Source organism: Mesorhizobium sp. WSM4311 (assembly GCF_002295115.1).
GTDB lineage: Bacteria > Pseudomonadota > Alphaproteobacteria > Rhizobiales > Rhizobiaceae > Mesorhizobium.
This window is the reverse complement of sequence record NZ_NSFV01000012.1, coordinates 149,982-166,499: the sequence shown is the minus strand read 5'-3', so window position 1 is coordinate 166,499 and position 16,518 is coordinate 149,982. Positions and strand designations below refer to the sequence as shown.

General features: G+C 60.0%; 13 protein-coding genes. 12 read left to right on the top strand and 1 reads right to left on the bottom strand.

Going from position 1 to position 16,518, the window contains the following annotated elements; translation table 11 throughout:
• Positions 1-214: 214 nt before the first annotated feature.
• The gene (gene hemN, locus CK226_RS26965; RefSeq protein WP_063169226.1) at positions 215-1,564 is read right to left on the bottom strand and encodes an oxygen-independent coproporphyrinogen III oxidase; all 1,350 of its coding nucleotides are present in this window, start codon (positions 1,562-1,564) and stop codon (positions 215-217) included.
• A 152-nt stretch (positions 1,565-1,716) separates the two neighbouring features.
• Here hemN and CK226_RS26960 point away from each other — a divergent pair, with 152 nt between their 5' ends.
• The 12 genes from CK226_RS26960 to CK226_RS26905 all read left to right on the top strand — a co-directional run bounded on the left by CK226_RS26960 (position 1,717) and on the right by CK226_RS26905 (position 15,875).
• A complete protein-coding gene (locus CK226_RS26960; protein WP_024502861.1) occupies positions 1,717-2,460 on the top strand; it encodes a Crp/Fnr family transcriptional regulator in 744 nt (247 codons plus the stop codon).
• Between the two features lie 494 nt (positions 2,461-2,954).
• The gene (gene ccoN / locus CK226_RS26955) at positions 2,955-4,574 is read left to right on the top strand and encodes a cytochrome-c oxidase, cbb3-type subunit I (RefSeq protein ID WP_063169225.1); all 1,620 of its coding nucleotides are present in this window, start codon (positions 2,955-2,957) and stop codon (positions 4,572-4,574) included.
• Positions 4,574-5,305 (top strand): cytochrome-c oxidase, cbb3-type subunit II, encoded by a 732-nt coding sequence (ccoO, locus tag CK226_RS26950; RefSeq protein WP_063169224.1) that lies wholly within the window; start codon positions 4,574-4,576, stop codon positions 5,303-5,305. Before ccoN ends, ccoO begins: the two co-directional genes overlap by 1 nt.
• Before the next feature lie 11 nt (positions 5,306-5,316).
• A complete protein-coding gene (locus CK226_RS26945; protein WP_024502864.1) occupies positions 5,317-5,466 on the top strand; it encodes a cbb3-type cytochrome c oxidase subunit 3 in 150 nt (49 codons plus the stop codon).
• Positions 5,467-5,468: 2 nt separating this feature from the next.
• Positions 5,469-6,332, top strand: a complete 864-nt coding sequence (ccoP, locus tag CK226_RS26940; RefSeq protein ID WP_063169223.1) for a cytochrome-c oxidase, cbb3-type subunit III — start codon at positions 5,469-5,471, stop codon at positions 6,330-6,332.
• Between the two features lie 167 nt (positions 6,333-6,499).
• The gene (gene ccoG, locus CK226_RS26935; protein WP_063169222.1) at positions 6,500-8,059 is read left to right on the top strand and encodes a cytochrome c oxidase accessory protein CcoG; all 1,560 of its coding nucleotides are present in this window, start codon (positions 6,500-6,502) and stop codon (positions 8,057-8,059) included.
• Complete coding sequence (locus CK226_RS26930; protein WP_063169221.1) at positions 8,056-8,553, top strand: FixH family protein; 498 nt, start codon at positions 8,056-8,058, stop codon at positions 8,551-8,553. Before ccoG ends, CK226_RS26930 begins: the two co-directional genes overlap by 4 nt.
• A complete protein-coding gene (locus tag CK226_RS26925) occupies positions 8,550-10,829 on the top strand; it encodes a cation-translocating P-type ATPase (RefSeq protein WP_063169220.1) in 2,280 nt (759 codons plus the stop codon). The genes CK226_RS26930 and CK226_RS26925 overlap by 4 nt, the downstream gene beginning before the upstream one ends.
• 5 nt (positions 10,830-10,834) lie before the next feature.
• Positions 10,835-10,990 (top strand): cbb3-type cytochrome oxidase assembly protein CcoS, encoded by a 156-nt coding sequence (gene ccoS, locus CK226_RS26920; protein ID WP_081714250.1) that lies wholly within the window; start codon positions 10,835-10,837, stop codon positions 10,988-10,990.
• 728 nt (positions 10,991-11,718) lie between these two features.
• Positions 11,719-12,336 carry a hypothetical protein gene (locus CK226_RS26915; protein WP_063169219.1) on the top strand — a complete coding sequence of 206 codons (618 nt, stop codon included), beginning with the start codon at positions 11,719-11,721 and terminating at the stop codon, positions 12,334-12,336.
• A 280-nt stretch (positions 12,337-12,616) separates the two neighbouring features.
• Positions 12,617-13,798, top strand: coding sequence for a 5-demethoxyubiquinol-8 5-hydroxylase UbiM (gene ubiM, locus CK226_RS26910; protein ID WP_024502870.1), 1,182 nt, complete (start codon positions 12,617-12,619; stop codon positions 13,796-13,798).
• Between the two features lie 175 nt (positions 13,799-13,973).
• On the top strand, positions 13,974-15,875 hold the full coding sequence (locus CK226_RS26905; RefSeq protein WP_082826564.1) for an EAL domain-containing protein: 1,902 nt from the start codon (positions 13,974-13,976) through the stop codon (positions 15,873-15,875).
• Positions 15,876-16,518: the final 643 nt, after the last annotated feature.

The window sequence follows — 16,518 nt, the reverse complement described above, 5'->3', positions numbered from 1 at the left end:
CCGCCGCCGGCTACAACTTCTCCCTCCTGCTCAGGTGGCTGAAGGGGTTTTTGTCGCTCTTGATTGCCCTGCTTCAAATCCGGCCGAAGCCGGTCGCCGCTTAGGGCTCGGATTGTTCACGGTCGACGATTTGATGCGGTAGTCGCCTATGAGCGGTCAAAACGAACGCAGCTGGTTCGCCGATCGACCAAACGGCGAGCGCACTGTGCTTTGCTCAGACCGCCACCGAGTGCCTCGCCGTTCCCCCTTTGAAATATGTATCGAACTTGGCCGCGATGGTTCGAATGAAGGGGCGACTTTCAGTCCGTACGAGGAAACTGTCACCATCGAATTCAAGCGCTCGGGCAGGATCGTGGAGTGCGATGGACCTCGAGCGATGAAGGAGCTGCTCGCCGGCTTTGCCGAACCGCTCCACCAGGTCGACTGCCGAGAAGGCAAAATCACACATCAGCCGCTCGATGATCCAGCCACGGACGCGATCGTCGTCGGAAAGGGCAACGCCGCGGACGGCAGCCAACCCGCCATCCGCAACCATGCGCCCGTACCCGGCAGTCGAAGCCATGTTCTGCACGTAGCCTTGGCGAAAACGACCGATGGACGAAGGGCCAAGTCCGATCAGTGTCGGGCAGCGATCCTCAGTGTAGCCCTGAAAATTGCGATGCAAAACCCCTGCGCGGGCCGCTATGGCCAGCGCATCGTCGGGCTTCGCGAAATGATCGAGTCCTATTGCCTCATATCCCTTGGCGACAATTGCCCGCGCCGCGAGTTGAGATTGGGCGAAACGCTCAGTGGGACTCGGCAGCCATGCCTCGTCGATCATCGTCTGATGCTTCTTGAACCAGGGCACATGTGCGTAGCCGAACAGGGCCATCCGGTCTGGCTCCAAGGTCAGTGCCTGCGCCACCGTGGAACAGATCGTCTCGCGTGTCTGATTCGGGAGCCCGTAGAGCAGGTCCAGATTGACCGATTCGACGCCCCGCGAACGAACCCCGTCGACGACTGCCTTGGTCTGCAAAAAACTCTGCTCACGATTAATTGCTTTTTGCACTTGCGGATCGAAATCCTGCACGCCGAGGCTCGCCCGCGTTACGCCGATTTGAGCAAGTGCATCAAGGCGCGCCTTGTCCATGTCGTTGGTTTCGATTTCGATGCTGACCGTAGCATCCGGGAGAAGGTCGAAGCTGTCCCGCAAGGCCGCTCCAAGAGCAACCATATCATCGGGCCTCAGAATAGTTGGCGAACCGCCACCGAAGTGGATTGCACGGACATGTGCCTTGCCGCTCACCAGACCGGCAATCGTGACGATTTCGGCATTCAGCGAGCGCAGATAAGCGGCCACCGGCTCATATTGGTGCGTCTGCTTGGTGTGGCAGGCGCAGAACCAGCAGAGCTTGTCGCAGTAAGGAATGTGCAGGTACAGCGAGATTTCGTCGCCGCTTTCCAGCGTCTCCAACCAGCCACGGTAAATGGCAGCATCGATCCCCGAATGGAAATGCGGCGCCGTCGGATAGCTGGTGTAGCGTGGGACGTTCTCGCTGAGTTTGACAGCTATTTCCGATTGCATCTCGCGTTCACCGTGTTGCCCGCCGGAACACTGCACGCATCGCTGAAGCAGACCCTGATCTCGATCAGCCGCGCTCATGGACAAACCGCCGCAGGATTTCTCTACCCTGGATGGGTATCCTGCCGGCAGTTAGGATCGGGTAAGGCGAACGCATGACCTTTCGGCAAGACATTCATAGTTCCGGCATTCCTGTTCTTTGCTTCCCTTGCGAGGCACGGCGTCGCGGTGTCTGCGGTGCGCTCGATCCAGACAATTTGGTTGGGCTCGCCAAGACTTGCTCGCGTCGCCGGATCGAGTCAGGAATGGAGTTGACCGGCGAGGCACAGAACGTCGACAGCTACTCCAACGTGCTTTCAGGCGTGGTAAAGCTATCAAAGAGCCTGTCGGATGGGCGCCAGCAGATCGTCGGTCTCCAGTTTGCACCGGATTTTCTGGGACGTCCTTTCAAGGAGGAAAGCTCGATCAATGCGGAAGCGGCAACAGCAGTCACGCTGTGTTCGTTTCCGCGAGCGGCCGTCGAACGGATGATGAAGGCGTCACGGGAATTCGAGCATCGCCTGCTCAAACAGACGCTGAATGAACTCGATGAGGCGCGCGAGTGGATGGTGACGCTGGGGCGCAAGACAGCTCCGGAAAAGGTGGCGACTTTTCTCCTCATGATGGCCCGGAATATCGATTCCAGTCTCGATGCGGCTTCCGGGTCGGCCTCCTTCGATCTGCCGCTGACGCGTGCCGAAATGTCTGATTTCCTTGGAATCACCAGCGAGACCGTGAGCCGCCAACTGACGCGATTGCGGGCTGACGGGGTGATTCGGATTGAGAACGCACGCCATGTGACGGTGGACAGCATAAGCCGTCTGGAGAAGCGCTGTGGCGGCGGACGCGAGCGGCCCTAAGCGGCGAGGCCATGTCGCATGACTCCGGGGCGGGCCGTGTTTGCCTTTTAATGCGATGTCGCCGCGCCTTCGACGAAGCGGCGTCACGGTTGTCGAGACAAACAGCTTTCGGGCTTTGATAGGAACGTGACCAATCGCCAGGTGTGTTTCGGCACATACCGGCGAAGCATGGTCCTTAATCTGCCACGGCTCGGCGGAACGATCGCGTTCGTTTCCAATGGGATCCGAACAACGTTTGGCAGGGCATCGGCAATAGCATCCAACGCGCGCAGAGCCTCAGCTTTCGCCTCAGCGATCGCGTCTGCGCCCGCCCAACCCAGGGAACGCCTTCCATGAGGGAGTGAGCCCGCGCTGCGTTCCTCGTTCATTCGCCACCTGCTGATTGCGCCGCACAAAATCGTGCGGCCTGACATAGATCAGGGCGAGGGGGCGGCGGCTGCGCGATTAGTGCGCTGCGGATTTGGCATCCACCAGATTCGAGATCGGGATCTGCAATGAAATTCGGCACAGAGATCGTCCTTCTAAGCGTGTTCGCTTTTGCGGCCCTGGTGGCCGCCGGCTTCGGCGTGGATGAACCTTTCCGCCGACACATGTGGGTGTTGTTCTTCGCAGTGGCTGGTTTCACTGCGATCCTGTTGCGCAACACGGAGTTCAGGCCAGCAGCTCCGATTGACCCATCCGCTTACATGGATGGTCCGATCCGCTACGGCGCGATCGCCACCGTGTTCTGGGGTGTCGTCGGCATGCTGGTCGGCGTGGTGATCGCGCTGCAGCTCGCCTACCCCGATCTCAACATCCAGCCCTGGTTCAATTTCGGTCGTTTGCGGCCGTTGCACACATCCGGTGTCGTTTTCGCCTTCGGCGGCAACGCGCTGCTTTGCACGTCTCTGTATGTCGTGCAGCGCACCTGCCGCGCGCGCCTCTTCGGCCGTGATCTCGCCTGGTTCGTCTTCTGGGGCTACCAGCTGTTCATCGTCATGGCCGCGACCGGCTACCTGCTCGGCATCACCGAGGGCCGCGAGTACGCCGAACCCGAATGGTATGTGGATGTCTGGCTGACCATCGTCTGGGTCGCCTACCTCATTCTGTTCCTTGGCACGATCCTGAAGCGCAAGGAACCGCATATCTACGTGGCCAACTGGTTCTACCTGTCGTTCATCGTGACCATCGCGATGCTGCATGTGGTCAACAACCTGTCCATACCAGTCTCGTTCCCGGGCTCCAAGAGCTACTCCGCCTTTTCAGGGGTCCAGGACGCCTTGACGCAATGGTGGTACGGCCACAACGCGGTCGGCTTCTTTCTCACCGCCGGCTTCCTCGGCATGATGTATTATTTCGTGCCCAAGCAGGCGAACCGGCCAGTCTATTCGTACCGGCTGTCGATCGTCCATTTCTGGGCTATCATCTTTCTCTACATCTGGGCCGGGCCGCATCACCTGCACTACACCGCCTTGCCCGATTGGGCGCAGACGCTCGGCATGGTGTTCTCGATCATGCTGTGGATGCCGTCCTGGGGCGGCATGATCAACGGCCTGATGACGCTGTCCGGCGCCTGGGACAAGCTGCGCACCGATCCGATCATCCGCATGATGGTGATGGCCGTCGCCTTCTATGGCATGTCGACCTTCGAAGGCCCCATCATGGCGATCCGGGCGGTCAATTCGCTGTCGCATTATACCGACTGGACCATCGGGCACGTCCATTCGGGTGCGCTCGGCTGGGTCGGCATGATCTCGTTCGGCGCGATCTACTACATGGTCCCGAAGCTCTGGAACCGTCAACGGCTCTACTCGCTGAGGCTCGTCACCTGGCACTTCTGGCTGGCGACACTCGGGATCGTCGTCTACGCCGCGGTGATGTGGGTGTCCGGCATCATGCAGGGCCTGATGTGGCGCGAATATGGCGAGCAGGGCTTCCTGGTCTACTCCTTCGCCGAAACCGTCGCCGCCATGCACCCCTACTATGTCCTGCGCGCCATCGGCGGCGCCATGTACCTCTCCGGCGCCCTGATCATGGCCTGGAACATCACCAGGACCATCCTCGGCCACCAGCGCGAGGAGGAGCCGATGCCGAGCCCCGTCGCCATCCGACCTGCGCGATCAGGAGCCAGGTAATGGGCTTGATGGACAAACACGCAATCATCGAGAAGAACGCCACGCTTCTTCTCGTTGGCTCGCTGCTCGTGGTGACGGTCGGCGGCATCGTCGAGATCGCGCCTCTCTTCTATCTCGACAACACGATCGAGAAGGTGGAAGGCATGCGCCCCTATTCGCCGCTCGAACTTGTCGGGCGCAACATCTATATGCGCGAGGGCTGCTACCTCTGTCATAGCCAGATGATCAGGCCGTTCCGCGACGAAGTTGAGCGCTATGGCCACTACAGCCTGGCTGCCGAGTCCATGTACGATCACCCCTTCCAGTGGGGATCGAAGCGCACCGGGCCGGATCTCGCCAGAGTTGGCGACCGCTACTCGAATGCATGGCATGTCGCGCATCTTACCGACCCGCGCTCGGTGGTGCCGGAATCGATCATGCCGAGCTATGGGTTCCTGAAAGACACGCCGATCGACGTGAAGGATTTCTCGACGCATCTGGTCGCCAACAGGCTTGTAGCCGTCCCTTACACCGATGACATGATCGCCCACGCCAATGCGGATCTGGCGGCGCAGGCCGATCCCAATGCCGACACATCAGGCCTTGAGGCGCGTTACCCAAAAGCCAAGATCGGCGACTTCGACGGCAACCCGCAACAGGTCACCGAAATGGATGCCCTGCTCGCCTACCTGCAGATGCTTGGCACACTGGTCGACTTCAAAAATTACGACGAAGCCGCCGGCTACCGCTGAGGAGAACGCTGATGACCTACAATTTGATGCGGGCGTTTGCCGACAGCTGGGGCCTGGTTGCGATGGCGCTGTTCTTCGTGGGGTGCATCGCCTTTGCCCTACGCCCCGGCAGCCGAAGGCTGGCCGACGAAGCGGCCCGCATTCCGCTCGAGGACGAGTGATCATGAGCGACGAGCATATCGATGAAATCTCTGGCGTCTCGACCACCGGCCACGAATGGGATGGTATCCGGGAGCTGAACAACCCGCTTCCCAGATGGTGGGTTATCACTTTTTACGTCACCATTGTCTGGGCGATAGGCTACACCATTGCCTATCCAGCATGGCCTCTGTTGCACTCGGCGACAACGGGTGTGCTCGGCTATTCCAGCCGCAACGAGGTCAGGAACGAGCTGACCGCGGCTGAGGCCGCCAAGGGCAAATATATCTCGGCGGTGGAGTCCAAGAGCGTCTCGGAAATCGCCGCGGACGACGGCCTGCGCGAATTCGCAATCGCCGCCGGTGGCGCCGCTTTCAAGGTCAATTGCGTACAATGTCATGGCTCCGGCGCCCAGGGTTCCAAGGGCTTTCCCAATCTCAACGACGACGACTGGCTGTGGGGCGGCAAGGCCGAGCAGATCCAGCAGACGATTACGCACGGCATCCGCTTCGCATCCGATCCGGACACGCGCCTGTCGGAAATGCCGGCCTTCGGCGACATCATTACCGCCGACCAGATCGCACAAGTCAGCGCCTACGTGGCCAGCCTTTCCGGCAAGGTCCGCGATGCAAGTCTGATCCAACCCGGCGCCAAGGTCTTTGCCGAGAATTGCGTGGCCTGTCACGGCGACAATGCAAAAGGCAACAGGGAATTCGGCGCCCCCGACCTGACCGATGCGATCTGGCTCTATGGATCCGGTGAGACAGCCATCGCCGCACAGGTCCGTGCGCCAAAACAGGGCGTCATGCCGGCCTGGGTTGGCCGTCTCGGCGAGATCAAGGTCAAGGAACTTGCAGTTTATGTCCATTCGCTTGGCGGCGGAGAATAGGAATGGAAGGTCCTATTCTTCGGTCCCCCCTGCCAAGCGGACGAGGCCCGGCGTGAGCCGGGCCTCGACACCATCCCTAATGCGATCTGCACAACCCGGCAAGGCTATCCTACGGCGAGGCTTTACGACAGGTGCCCCTGACATTGGCTGGGAAAGTGGAGTTGCACATGCGTGACAAGACGCAGTTGACAGGGCTCGAAACAGAAACTGTCAATTCCGCCAAAACCCGCAAGCCGCTTTATGCCGCGCGTCAAAAGATCTTTCCGAAGCGCGCCTCGGGCAACTTTCGTCGCTTCAAATGGCTGGTGATGACGATCACACTTGGCATCTATTACCTGGCTGCGTGGCTGCCTTGGGCTCGCGGTCCATTTGCCCCGGACCAGGCAGTCCTGCTCGATCTCGCGAACCGGCGCTTCTACTTCTTCTTCATCGAGATATGGCCCCAGGAATTCTTCTATGTGGCCGGCCTCCTGGTCATGGCGGGCGTCGGTCTTTTCCTGATCACCTCGACTGTCGGCCGTGCCTGGTGCGGCTATGCATGCCCTCAGACGGTGTGGGTCGATCTGTTCCTCGTCGTCGAACGTGCGATAGAGGGCGACCGTAACGCTCGCATGAAACTCGATGCAGGCCCCTGGACCGCCCGCAAGCTGATGCTGCGCTTATCGAAGCACGCCGTCTGGCTGGTCATCGGTGCGGCGACCGGCGGCGCCTGGATTTTCTATTTTGCCGATGCGCCGACGCTGGTTGGCGAACTCTTCACCGGCACCGCGCCACCCGTCGCCTACATCACTGTCGCCGTGCTGACGGCTACCACCTACACGTTCGGCGGTCTGATGCGCGAGCAGGTCTGCACCTACATGTGCCCATGGCCGCGCATCCAGGCAGCGATGCTCGACGAAAGTTCTCTCACCGTCACCTACAATGACTGGCGCGGCGAACCGCGTTCTCGCCACGCCAAGAAGGTCCTTGCCGCAGGGCTGCCGGTCGGTGACTGCGTCGACTGCAATGCCTGCGTCGCGGTCTGCCCGATGGGGATCGACATCCGCGATGGCCAGCAGATGGAATGCATCACCTGCGCGCTGTGCATAGACGCCTGCGACGGGGTCATGGACAAGCTCGGCAAGGAGCGCGGGCTGATCTCCTATGCGACACTGTCCGACTACAACGCCAACATGATGCTGGCGACCGCGGGCGGCTCCAGTTCAGTCAACCCGTCGCAGGTCAGGACCGCTGATGGCCTGTTCTCCGACAAGGTGGCGCATTTCCATATCCGCAAGATCTTTCGGCCACGCACCTACGTCTACATGGGTATCTGGTCGCTGATCGGCCTGGGTCTGCTCTATTCGCTGCTGACGCGCGATCGGCTCGAAGTCAACGTGCTGCATGATCGCAATCCGCAATTTGTCACGCTGTCCGACGGCTCGATCCGCAACGGCTACACCGTCAAGCTGCTCAACATGATCCCCGAGCCAAGGACGATCGTTGTCGCGATTCAAGGCTTGCAGGGCGCCGAGATGAGCGTGGTCGGCGACGACATCCCGGAAGGCCGTTCTTTTGCCATTCCGGTCGAACCCGACCGCCTGAAAATGCTGAAGGTCTTCGTGCGCCAGCCGGCGGATCAAATCCAGGGCACAGCGCAGACCTTCAAGTTCCGTGTCGAGGACAAGGCGAGCTTCGAGGCGGACGAATACACCGCCACCTTCAACGCGCCGGAGACTGCCAGATGACCGCTAACGCTGAAAAACCCCGCGTATTCACCGGCAGGCACATGCTGGCCATCATCCTAGCCTTTTTCGGGGTGGTCATCGCGGTCAATCTGACGATGGCAACGCTCGCCAACACGAGCTGGACCGGCCTTGTCGTCGAAAACACCTATGTGGCGAGCCAGCAGTTCAACAAGAAGGCCGAGGAGGGGCGGGCGCAGGCAGCGCTCGGCTGGACCGGCAAGCTGACCATCGCATGGGGCGAGGTCCGCTATAGCCTTACCGACGCCGTCGGCAAGCCGATTGCCTTGCATGGCGTCAAGGTGCTGTTTCGCCATCCCGCCTACGAGAAAGAGGACAAGGCGGTCAACCTCGCCCTCGCCTCCGGCCAGGAATTCGCAGCCCAGCACATGCCGAAGGATGGCGTCTGGATCGTCGAAGTCGACGCTGACGCCGGTCTGGCCGAGCCCTACCGCGAAGTCCGCAGGATCATGATTTCCCATGGAGCGCTGAAATGAGTTGTTGTGCACCGGGCGCCGAAATGGCGCTTGATCTGGGCAGCACCACGTCGGTCCTGCCGTCTAGTCAAGAGATCAGGCTGGCGAGCCGATCGCTTGGAGATGATCTCCGCCAAACCGATCTTTCGGTGCCGAGCGTTCATTGCGCAGCTTGTATCCAGACGATCGAGACGGCGTTGGGAACGCTCGATCGCGTCGAGAGCGCCCGCGTCAACCTGTCGACGAAACGGGTCTCGGTCCGCTGGCGTGGCGACGAGGTTCCACCGTTCGTCGCCGCGCTTGGACGGCTCGGCTACCAGGCGCATCTCTTCGCCCCCGAGATTGATGAAAAGGACAGGACGCTTTCGGAGTTGATCCGCGCCGTCGCGGTTGCCGGGTTCGCGGCGGGCAATATCATGCTGCTTTCGGTCTCTGTCTGGTCCGGGGCCGAAGGGGCTACCCGCGACCTGTTTCACTGGGTCTCCGCATTGATCGCCATCCCAGCGCTCGCCTTCGCCGGCGGCATCTTCTTCCGCTCGGCCTGGAATGCACTGCGCCACGGCCGCATGAACATGGACGTGCCGATCGCGGTCGGAGTGTCGCTCGCTTACGCCATGAGCCTCTATGAGACGATCAACCATGGCGACCACGCCTATTTCGACGCGTCGGTTTCGCTGCTTTTTTTCCTTTTGATCGGCAGGACGCTGGATCACGTGATGCGCGAACGTGCCCGCACCGCGGTGAAAGGCCTGTCGCAGCTGGCCGCACGCGGCGCCATGGTGCTGCGCGGCGATGGCGCGCGCGACTATCTGCCGGTTGGCGAGATCGAACCGGGGATGCAGCTGCTGATCGCGGCCGGTGAAAGGATCCCCGTCGACGGCAAGATCATCCACGGAGCGTCTGATCTCGACTGCTCGCTGGCCTCAGGCGAAAGCGCGCCGAAAAACGTGGCGCCGGGCGAAGCCGTGCAGGCCGGCGTGCTCAATCTTACCGGCCCGCTGACGATCGAGGCGACCGCCGCCGCGAAGGATTCGTTCCTCGCCGAAATGGTTCGGCTGATGGAAGCCGCAGAGGGCGGTCGCGCGCACTATCGCCGCATCGCTGATCGCGTGTCGGCACTCTACGCGCCCGTGGTTCATCTCACCGCCTTCGTGACATTCCTGGGTTGGATGGCGGCGACGGGCGACTGGCACCGGGCGATGACGATCGCCATTGCCGTTCTGATCATCACCTGCCCGTGCGCGCTCGGCCTCGCCGTACCGATCGTTCAGGTGGTCGCCGCGCGGCGTCTGTTCGAGAACGGCATCATGGTCAAGGACGGTTCGGCCATGGAGCGCCTGGCGACGATTGATAACGCAGTGTTCGACAAGACCGGAACGCTCACGCTCGGACAACCCCGGCTCCTCAATGCATCGTCGATCGATCCGGCCATGCTGGCAATCGCGGCAGACATGGCCGCGCACTCGCGTCACCCGTTTTCAAAGGCCATAACCGGCTTTGCCGCTCCTGGCGGGCAACACAAATTCGATGCCGTCACAGAGCATCCGGGGTTCGGGATCGAAGCCACTGTCGCCGGAAGCATCTGGCGGCTGGGTCGACGCGGATGGGCTGGATGGAAGGCCCGGACCGGTGGTGAAGGCAACCATGGCTATGGCGGAACGGTGCTGACAAAAGACGGGTTCATTGTCGCGACCTTCGATTTCGAGGATGCGCTGCGCGCCGACGCGGCGGCGGCGATCAAGCGATTGAACGATACTGGGGTGTCGATGCAAATGCTGTCGGGCGATACCGCAGGTGCCTGCGGTGAAGTTGCAAGAATGCTGGGTGTCGAGGACTTCGTTCCGTGCCTGCTGCCGTCGGGCAAGGTCGAGCGCATCGAGACCCTGGCGAAAGACGGACACAAGGTTCTGATGGTTGGCGACGGCCTCAACGACACGCCGGCGCTGAGCGCGGCGCATGTCTCGATCGCTCCGGCCACCGCCGCCGACATTGGCCGCAATGCCGCCGACTTCGTATTCCTGCGCGAAAGCCTTCTGGCAGTGCCTCTCGCGCTGGACGTCTCGCGCAAGGCGGGACACCTGATCCGCCAGAACATCGCGATTGCGATCGTCTACAATGCCGTCGCCGTGCCGATCGCCATCCTGGGCCACGCCACGCCTTTGTTAGCGGCGATTGCCATGTCTGCCTCATCGGTGCTTGTTATTGGAAACGCATTGCGCTTGCACGGCTTCGGGGCGAATGCGACGCTGCAAGTTATTCAAAAAGTCGGACGCTCCGCAGTCAGCTATTCGGCATAATCCTCGTGACGACGTTGCTCTATCTCATACCAGTGGCCCTTTTTCTGGGTGCACTGGGTGTGTCCGGCTTCGTCTGGGCATTGCGAAGCGGTCAATACGAAGATCTCGACGGAGCCGCCGAGCGGATACTAATTGATCGGGACGACAAACCGGAACGCTGATTTCAATCCGCTGTGCATAAGATGCGCGGATCGCGCTCGTCAGTCGAGCCGGCTCGGTCGGGAACAAGCTGTCCATGCTCCATGCTCCATGCTCCATGCTCCATGCTCCATGACCATCTTGACCTAAGCTGCACACTACATTTGTGAAAAGCCTCTGTCGTGCGAAGGACTGCCTCCCATTGCACCCAGTATGAGGCGTGTGATGCCACGAGAGTACCTCGCGTGGCCGGACGAGAGCTTGGCAATGTGCGCACGGGTTCCAAAGTGGAACGTCACGGTCGATCACCTGACCGTGAACCGCCAGTGCCGATTGGTCATGTCTGGCTGATCCAGATCAGGGTCATACTCATCGGCGTGGTCTATTGACCAGTCTTCGACGGAGAAATGCATGACTTACGGAAAGATTGGTCGTCATTATCAGCACCTTCACGGTTCTGGGTTTTCTGTCGTGTGGTCGGCCATGCCTTGTGCTTACGGCGCAGCCATTAGCTGACCGGCGTCGTGTGTATCTCGCTTGCTGGCTGACCATCCGCGTGGCTTGCGCGGACAGGGGGCCGATCAACAGCTTTCGCCTTTGATGGGTTGTGTGCGTCGTTGCCGATCCATCCCGATTCCCGGCCCGCGCCTTGAGGCTATGCGACGGTACCGGAACCCAGCGCACGTCACGCGGTTCCGCGCGCGTGGTGTCCGCTCGTCACGACGATGAACGAACAAGCGGCTGGAGTACCATGAACACCGTACACATCATCGACTGCCACAATGCAAATGACTACTTCGCCGACAGGCAAGAGGGACCGATCGTGCAGCACTTGTTAAAGGCTGTCAACATCCGCGCGGAGCTCCAAATGGCGTTGAACCGAACGAAATTTGGTGAGGCTGTAGTACGAGCGATGGAGGCGGAGTGCGACGTGCTTCACATCGCCGGGCACGGCAATGGTGACGGGATCGCTTCGTCCAGTGGGCGAAGTGGCCTTCTTTGGGCTGACTTCGTAAAAATGTTCCAGGGCTCGCATCCAGCGCCGAAGATCCTCGTGATGTCAACGTGCTGCGGAGCATCATCGGGGTTGGGACGTGCGTTTTCGAAATCGATCAACCGTCCGAAGTTGATCATTGGTTCGAGTGACGCGCGCTATTTCGACGACTATGTCGCCGCGTGGGCTTTGCTCTATCGGCGACTGAATTGCAAGGACATCGACATCGAAGCCATGCAGCAGGTTCTTGATGAGATATGCGCGGTCGTGGATAAAAGTTTCCGCTACCTTGGCTGGGATGACGAGAGAGAGCGCTACGTTCGATACCCTCACCCTCGCAAGAGAGCCCGCTTCGACGTCGTGGAGCGTGAGTAGTATGCGCAAGGGTTCCAGGTGGAATGTGGCGATCGATGCGGCGCGGCCGTCGCTGACCAGCGTCGCGAGTGTCTCGCTTGCTGGCGGCGATCTGCGCGGCTGCGCGGCGAAAGGGCGGGATCGGTTAGCCGCATCCACCTCTGAGCGCTTTGAGTGCTTCGTTGCCGATCGATGCGAATCTCCCGGCCCAGCGCCTTTAGGCAATGCGGCGGGCACGGAGCTCATGTCACTCGGCTCAGTTCCACCGTTACACGAGGATAGGCGACCGGATGGCGGCACGCTGATGGGCTCTGACGATAATTTTGACATCGTTGTCGTTGGAGCCGGCCCGGTCGGCCTTTCGTTCGCTGCGTCGCTTGCCCAAAGCGAACTCAAGGTGGCAGTTGTTGAACAGAACACATTCGATAGTCTGGCGAATCCGGCTTTCGATGGTCGCGAAATCGCGCTGACCAACGCTTCGATCAGAACCCTTCGCGAGCTCGGCGCCTGGGATGTCATCCCGGCTTCGGACAAATCAGCACTTCAAGGCGCGCGCGTGCTCAACGGCTCGAGCGCATTCGCTCTTCGTTTCGATCCTCCCAGCAACTCTGGAGAACCGCTGGGGGTTTTGGTTCCAAATTGCCGGATCCGCGAGGCGCTGTTCAAAATCGTCCGCTTGCAGGATCGCGCCCGGCTGTTGTGCGGCCACTCGGTCGTCGATGCAACAAACAGCCAAGAAGGAGCAGTCGTAACGCTCTCTAATGGCGCGCGTTTAACTGCTCGGCTGGTTGTTGCCGCGGATTCGCGTTTGTCCGCCACGCGTGATCTGCTAGGCATCGGCGCCGATATCAACCGGCTTGGCCACTCGATGCTGATTTGCCGAGTGAGGCACGAGCGCGCCCACCACCAGATCGCCATCGAATGGTTCGATCACCATCAGACGATAGCGATATTGCCCCTCGCGGAGGGCATGTCGTCGCTGCTGCTCACATTGCGCTCAAACGAGGCCTATAGACTGCTTGCCTTCGATGATGATTTGTTCCTGTCGGAGTTGACGAAACGGTGTCGAGGGCGCCTTGGAAAAATGACCTTGGCAAGCAAGCGCCACACCTATCCGCTGGTCACGACCTGGGCGCACAAATTCCGGGCGCCGAGCGCCGCACTCATCGGCGACGCTGCCATCGGCATGCACCCGGTGACCGCTCACGGATTCAACATCGGTCTCAGCAGCCAGAAGCAACTCGCCCGTGGAATCATGACTGCGTGCCGCGACGGCCGCAATGTTGGCGACCCCGACATGCTGCATATATACGAAAGGCGGCTGCGCCTGTCGGCGGCGCCGCTCTACCATGCAACGAACATATTGGTTGGACTCTACTCCAGAGACCACCTGGCGGCACGGCTTGCAAGGCATCTGGGGCTTCGCTTTGCCCAACATGTTCCCCTTGTCCGGCATGGGATTTCGGCGGAGCTCCAGCGGTGATACTGCACCAGCAGTCGCATTTTTGCGCGTGCTGGGCGAGCGATGAGAGAGTGCATGATGCACCGGAGTAATCCTGCTCCCCGACGCTGATCTCCGATTGAAGAATTAACCCGTCCTTCAGGGGGGCTGCATAGGCTGCGGACAAGCAGGAGTAAGCAAGCTGACCCGTCCAGCCTTGGAAAAAGAAGATCCGCTGGAGGCGAGAATCCTTCAGGACCAGCTCGCTGATCTGAGGGCAGGCCTTTTCGTCTCAATGCCGATAAGCATTGTGCTGTCCGGGCTGATTTTGACCGTGCAGGCCCTTTCCGGGAACGGTCTTGCTGGCGCGGCCTGGTTTTCGGTCGTTAATGCGATAAATGCCGCCCGCCTTGCACTCGCCCGTCATCAGCTGAAGGAACCCGGAGTCCAGGATGATCTGACACGGGTTTGGCTGCGGCTTCGCTGGTTTGGCAGGCTTGCTCTTCTGGCGGGATTCACCTGGTCATTCCTTGCCGTCCTAACGGCTGGATACACGACGTCTCAAGCATCGCTGCATCTAATAATTCTGGCGGGCATTTCAGCTGGCGCGGTCACGTACGGCAGCTCATATGCTGCGGCAGCGATATGCTTCATCACACCGCCACTCCTCATTGCCGCCGCATGTTTGCTGACGAAGGGAGCCCCGGAAAACTACATTCTGGCTTTTGCCGTCCTGCTTTTCGAGGGCGGCCTGGTTCGATCCTCGTTCGTTGGACAAGCGCGCTTCCGTGACGCGAGCCGCCTGAGACATCAAGCCGAGCGGCTTGCCGCGGAAATGGAGCGCAATTCCAGGGAGGACCATCTTACCGCGCTCCTCAACAGGCGGGGCCTCGAACATGCAATCGATCAGTTTGAGAACACCGATGGACCCTTTGTGGCCATGCTGATTGATCTGGACGGGTTCAAATCTGTCAACGATACCTACGGTCACAGAACGGGTGACGAGCTGCTTGCCAGGATCGCCCGCCGAATAGAGGAAGAAGCACCGGAGGGCTCAACGCTCGCCCGCATCGGTGGGGATGAATTCGTGCTGGTTTTTTCTTCGCGAAAGAATTCTCCTTCTCCCACCAATCTCGCGTCCAATCTCATAGCCAAGCTTGCTCGCCCCTATCCTGGGATCGCATCAGTCCGCATTGGAGCGTCTATAGGAATCTACTTGGCTGAAAACCCCGGACTAACGGAAATGTTGTTGCGGGCCGACATCGCCCTTTACACAGCTAAGCGCCGCGGCAGGAATGAATTTTGTCTGTTCGATGCCGAGCTAGCCCGGGAGTTGCAACGCCGCCAGTCAATCGAACGCGATCTTCATTCGGCGATAACGATGAGAAGCTTGGTCGCTTGGTTTCAGCCAATCGTAAGACTCGAAACTGAAGCCGTCGTCAGTTTTGAAGCCTTGCTAAGATGGTCTCACCCGCTTCACGGTCCCATTTCTCCGCCCGAGATCATGACAGCGGCACGCGAAACTGGAATGCTTCAGCTGCTAACTCAAACGGTATTCGCCGACTGTTGCGCTCTTATCGAGGGCTTGGTCAAAGCTGACCGTCGTGATGTTCGTGTGGCGATGAATGTTTCACCGTGCGAGTTGGAAGCTGGCGATATTGACGAGATGATTCTTAATGGTCTGGCGGCAAAAGACCTCCCTGCAACGATGTTCGACATCGAGATTACCGAAGAAGCCCCAGTGGATCCGGACAGAGTGGATGAAAAGCTCGCCCGGCTTTCACATGCTGGCATTTCTATCGCGCTCGATGACTTCGGCACCGGTTTTTCGACGTTGGCATCGCTCAAGGACAGTCGGATCAGGAAGGTGAAAATAGATCAGGGCTTCGTTCGCGGCTTAGCCAAGTCCCGGGAGAATCGGCTGCTTGTCAAAGCGGTGATTGATCTTGGTAGGACGCTCGGGATCGAGGTCATGGCCGAGGGCGTTGAAACAGAGGCAGATCGGCAAACTCTGTACAAGCTTGGCTGCAGAACCGCGCAGGGCTTCCTGTTCTCTAAGGCAGTGCCTCTCCATTTGGCACTTGATTCGGTAGTAAAAGAGCACGCGAAGGAGTTGTGACCGGCCTCTCCGTCCGTGCTGCTCGCGGAACTTTCATGTGGGGTGGACCTGACGCGCGAAAGCCGTTTCGGACGGTAGAGTTATTACGGGGGCGAAACTGAGCACGTGGTTTGGATAGCAGCAATCCGGTCCACCGGCGCACATGCAGCGGCTTCATACAAGCGTTCAAGTTGCGAGATGAGCTTGAGTGAACGACGTCGGAGAATTGCGTCCTTTGGACGCTGGTTTCGCGGTTCCCGTAGGATTCGATTACGGGAAGCGTTCTTGGCTGCTTCTCGGCTCAGCGCTCATCGGGATGAACAACGTACCCGCGGTCAAGGTCTTCGCGACCTCAACCCAGTCACCATCCCGCAACAGCAGCGGTCGGGTCCTGATCAAGCGCTCAGCCTCAGCACAGGTGCTGGAGCAACGGTAGAGCGCGGAAAACGTGTATCGGAATGCGCTGGCTCACCATAGGAAGCTGCCACGGCATGTCGAATGTCCCCAGGGGGCGGACCGTTCCCTTGCATTTGTCTCGATGACGGGCTCTCAAAGCTAAAGCCAAGAGAGCTTTATAAAAATCGCACCCGATCGGCTGCGCAACGACGACCAGCTGAGGCCCGATCGGGTGCTAAGGTCGTGCCAAAAAAGGCGCGTCACTGTC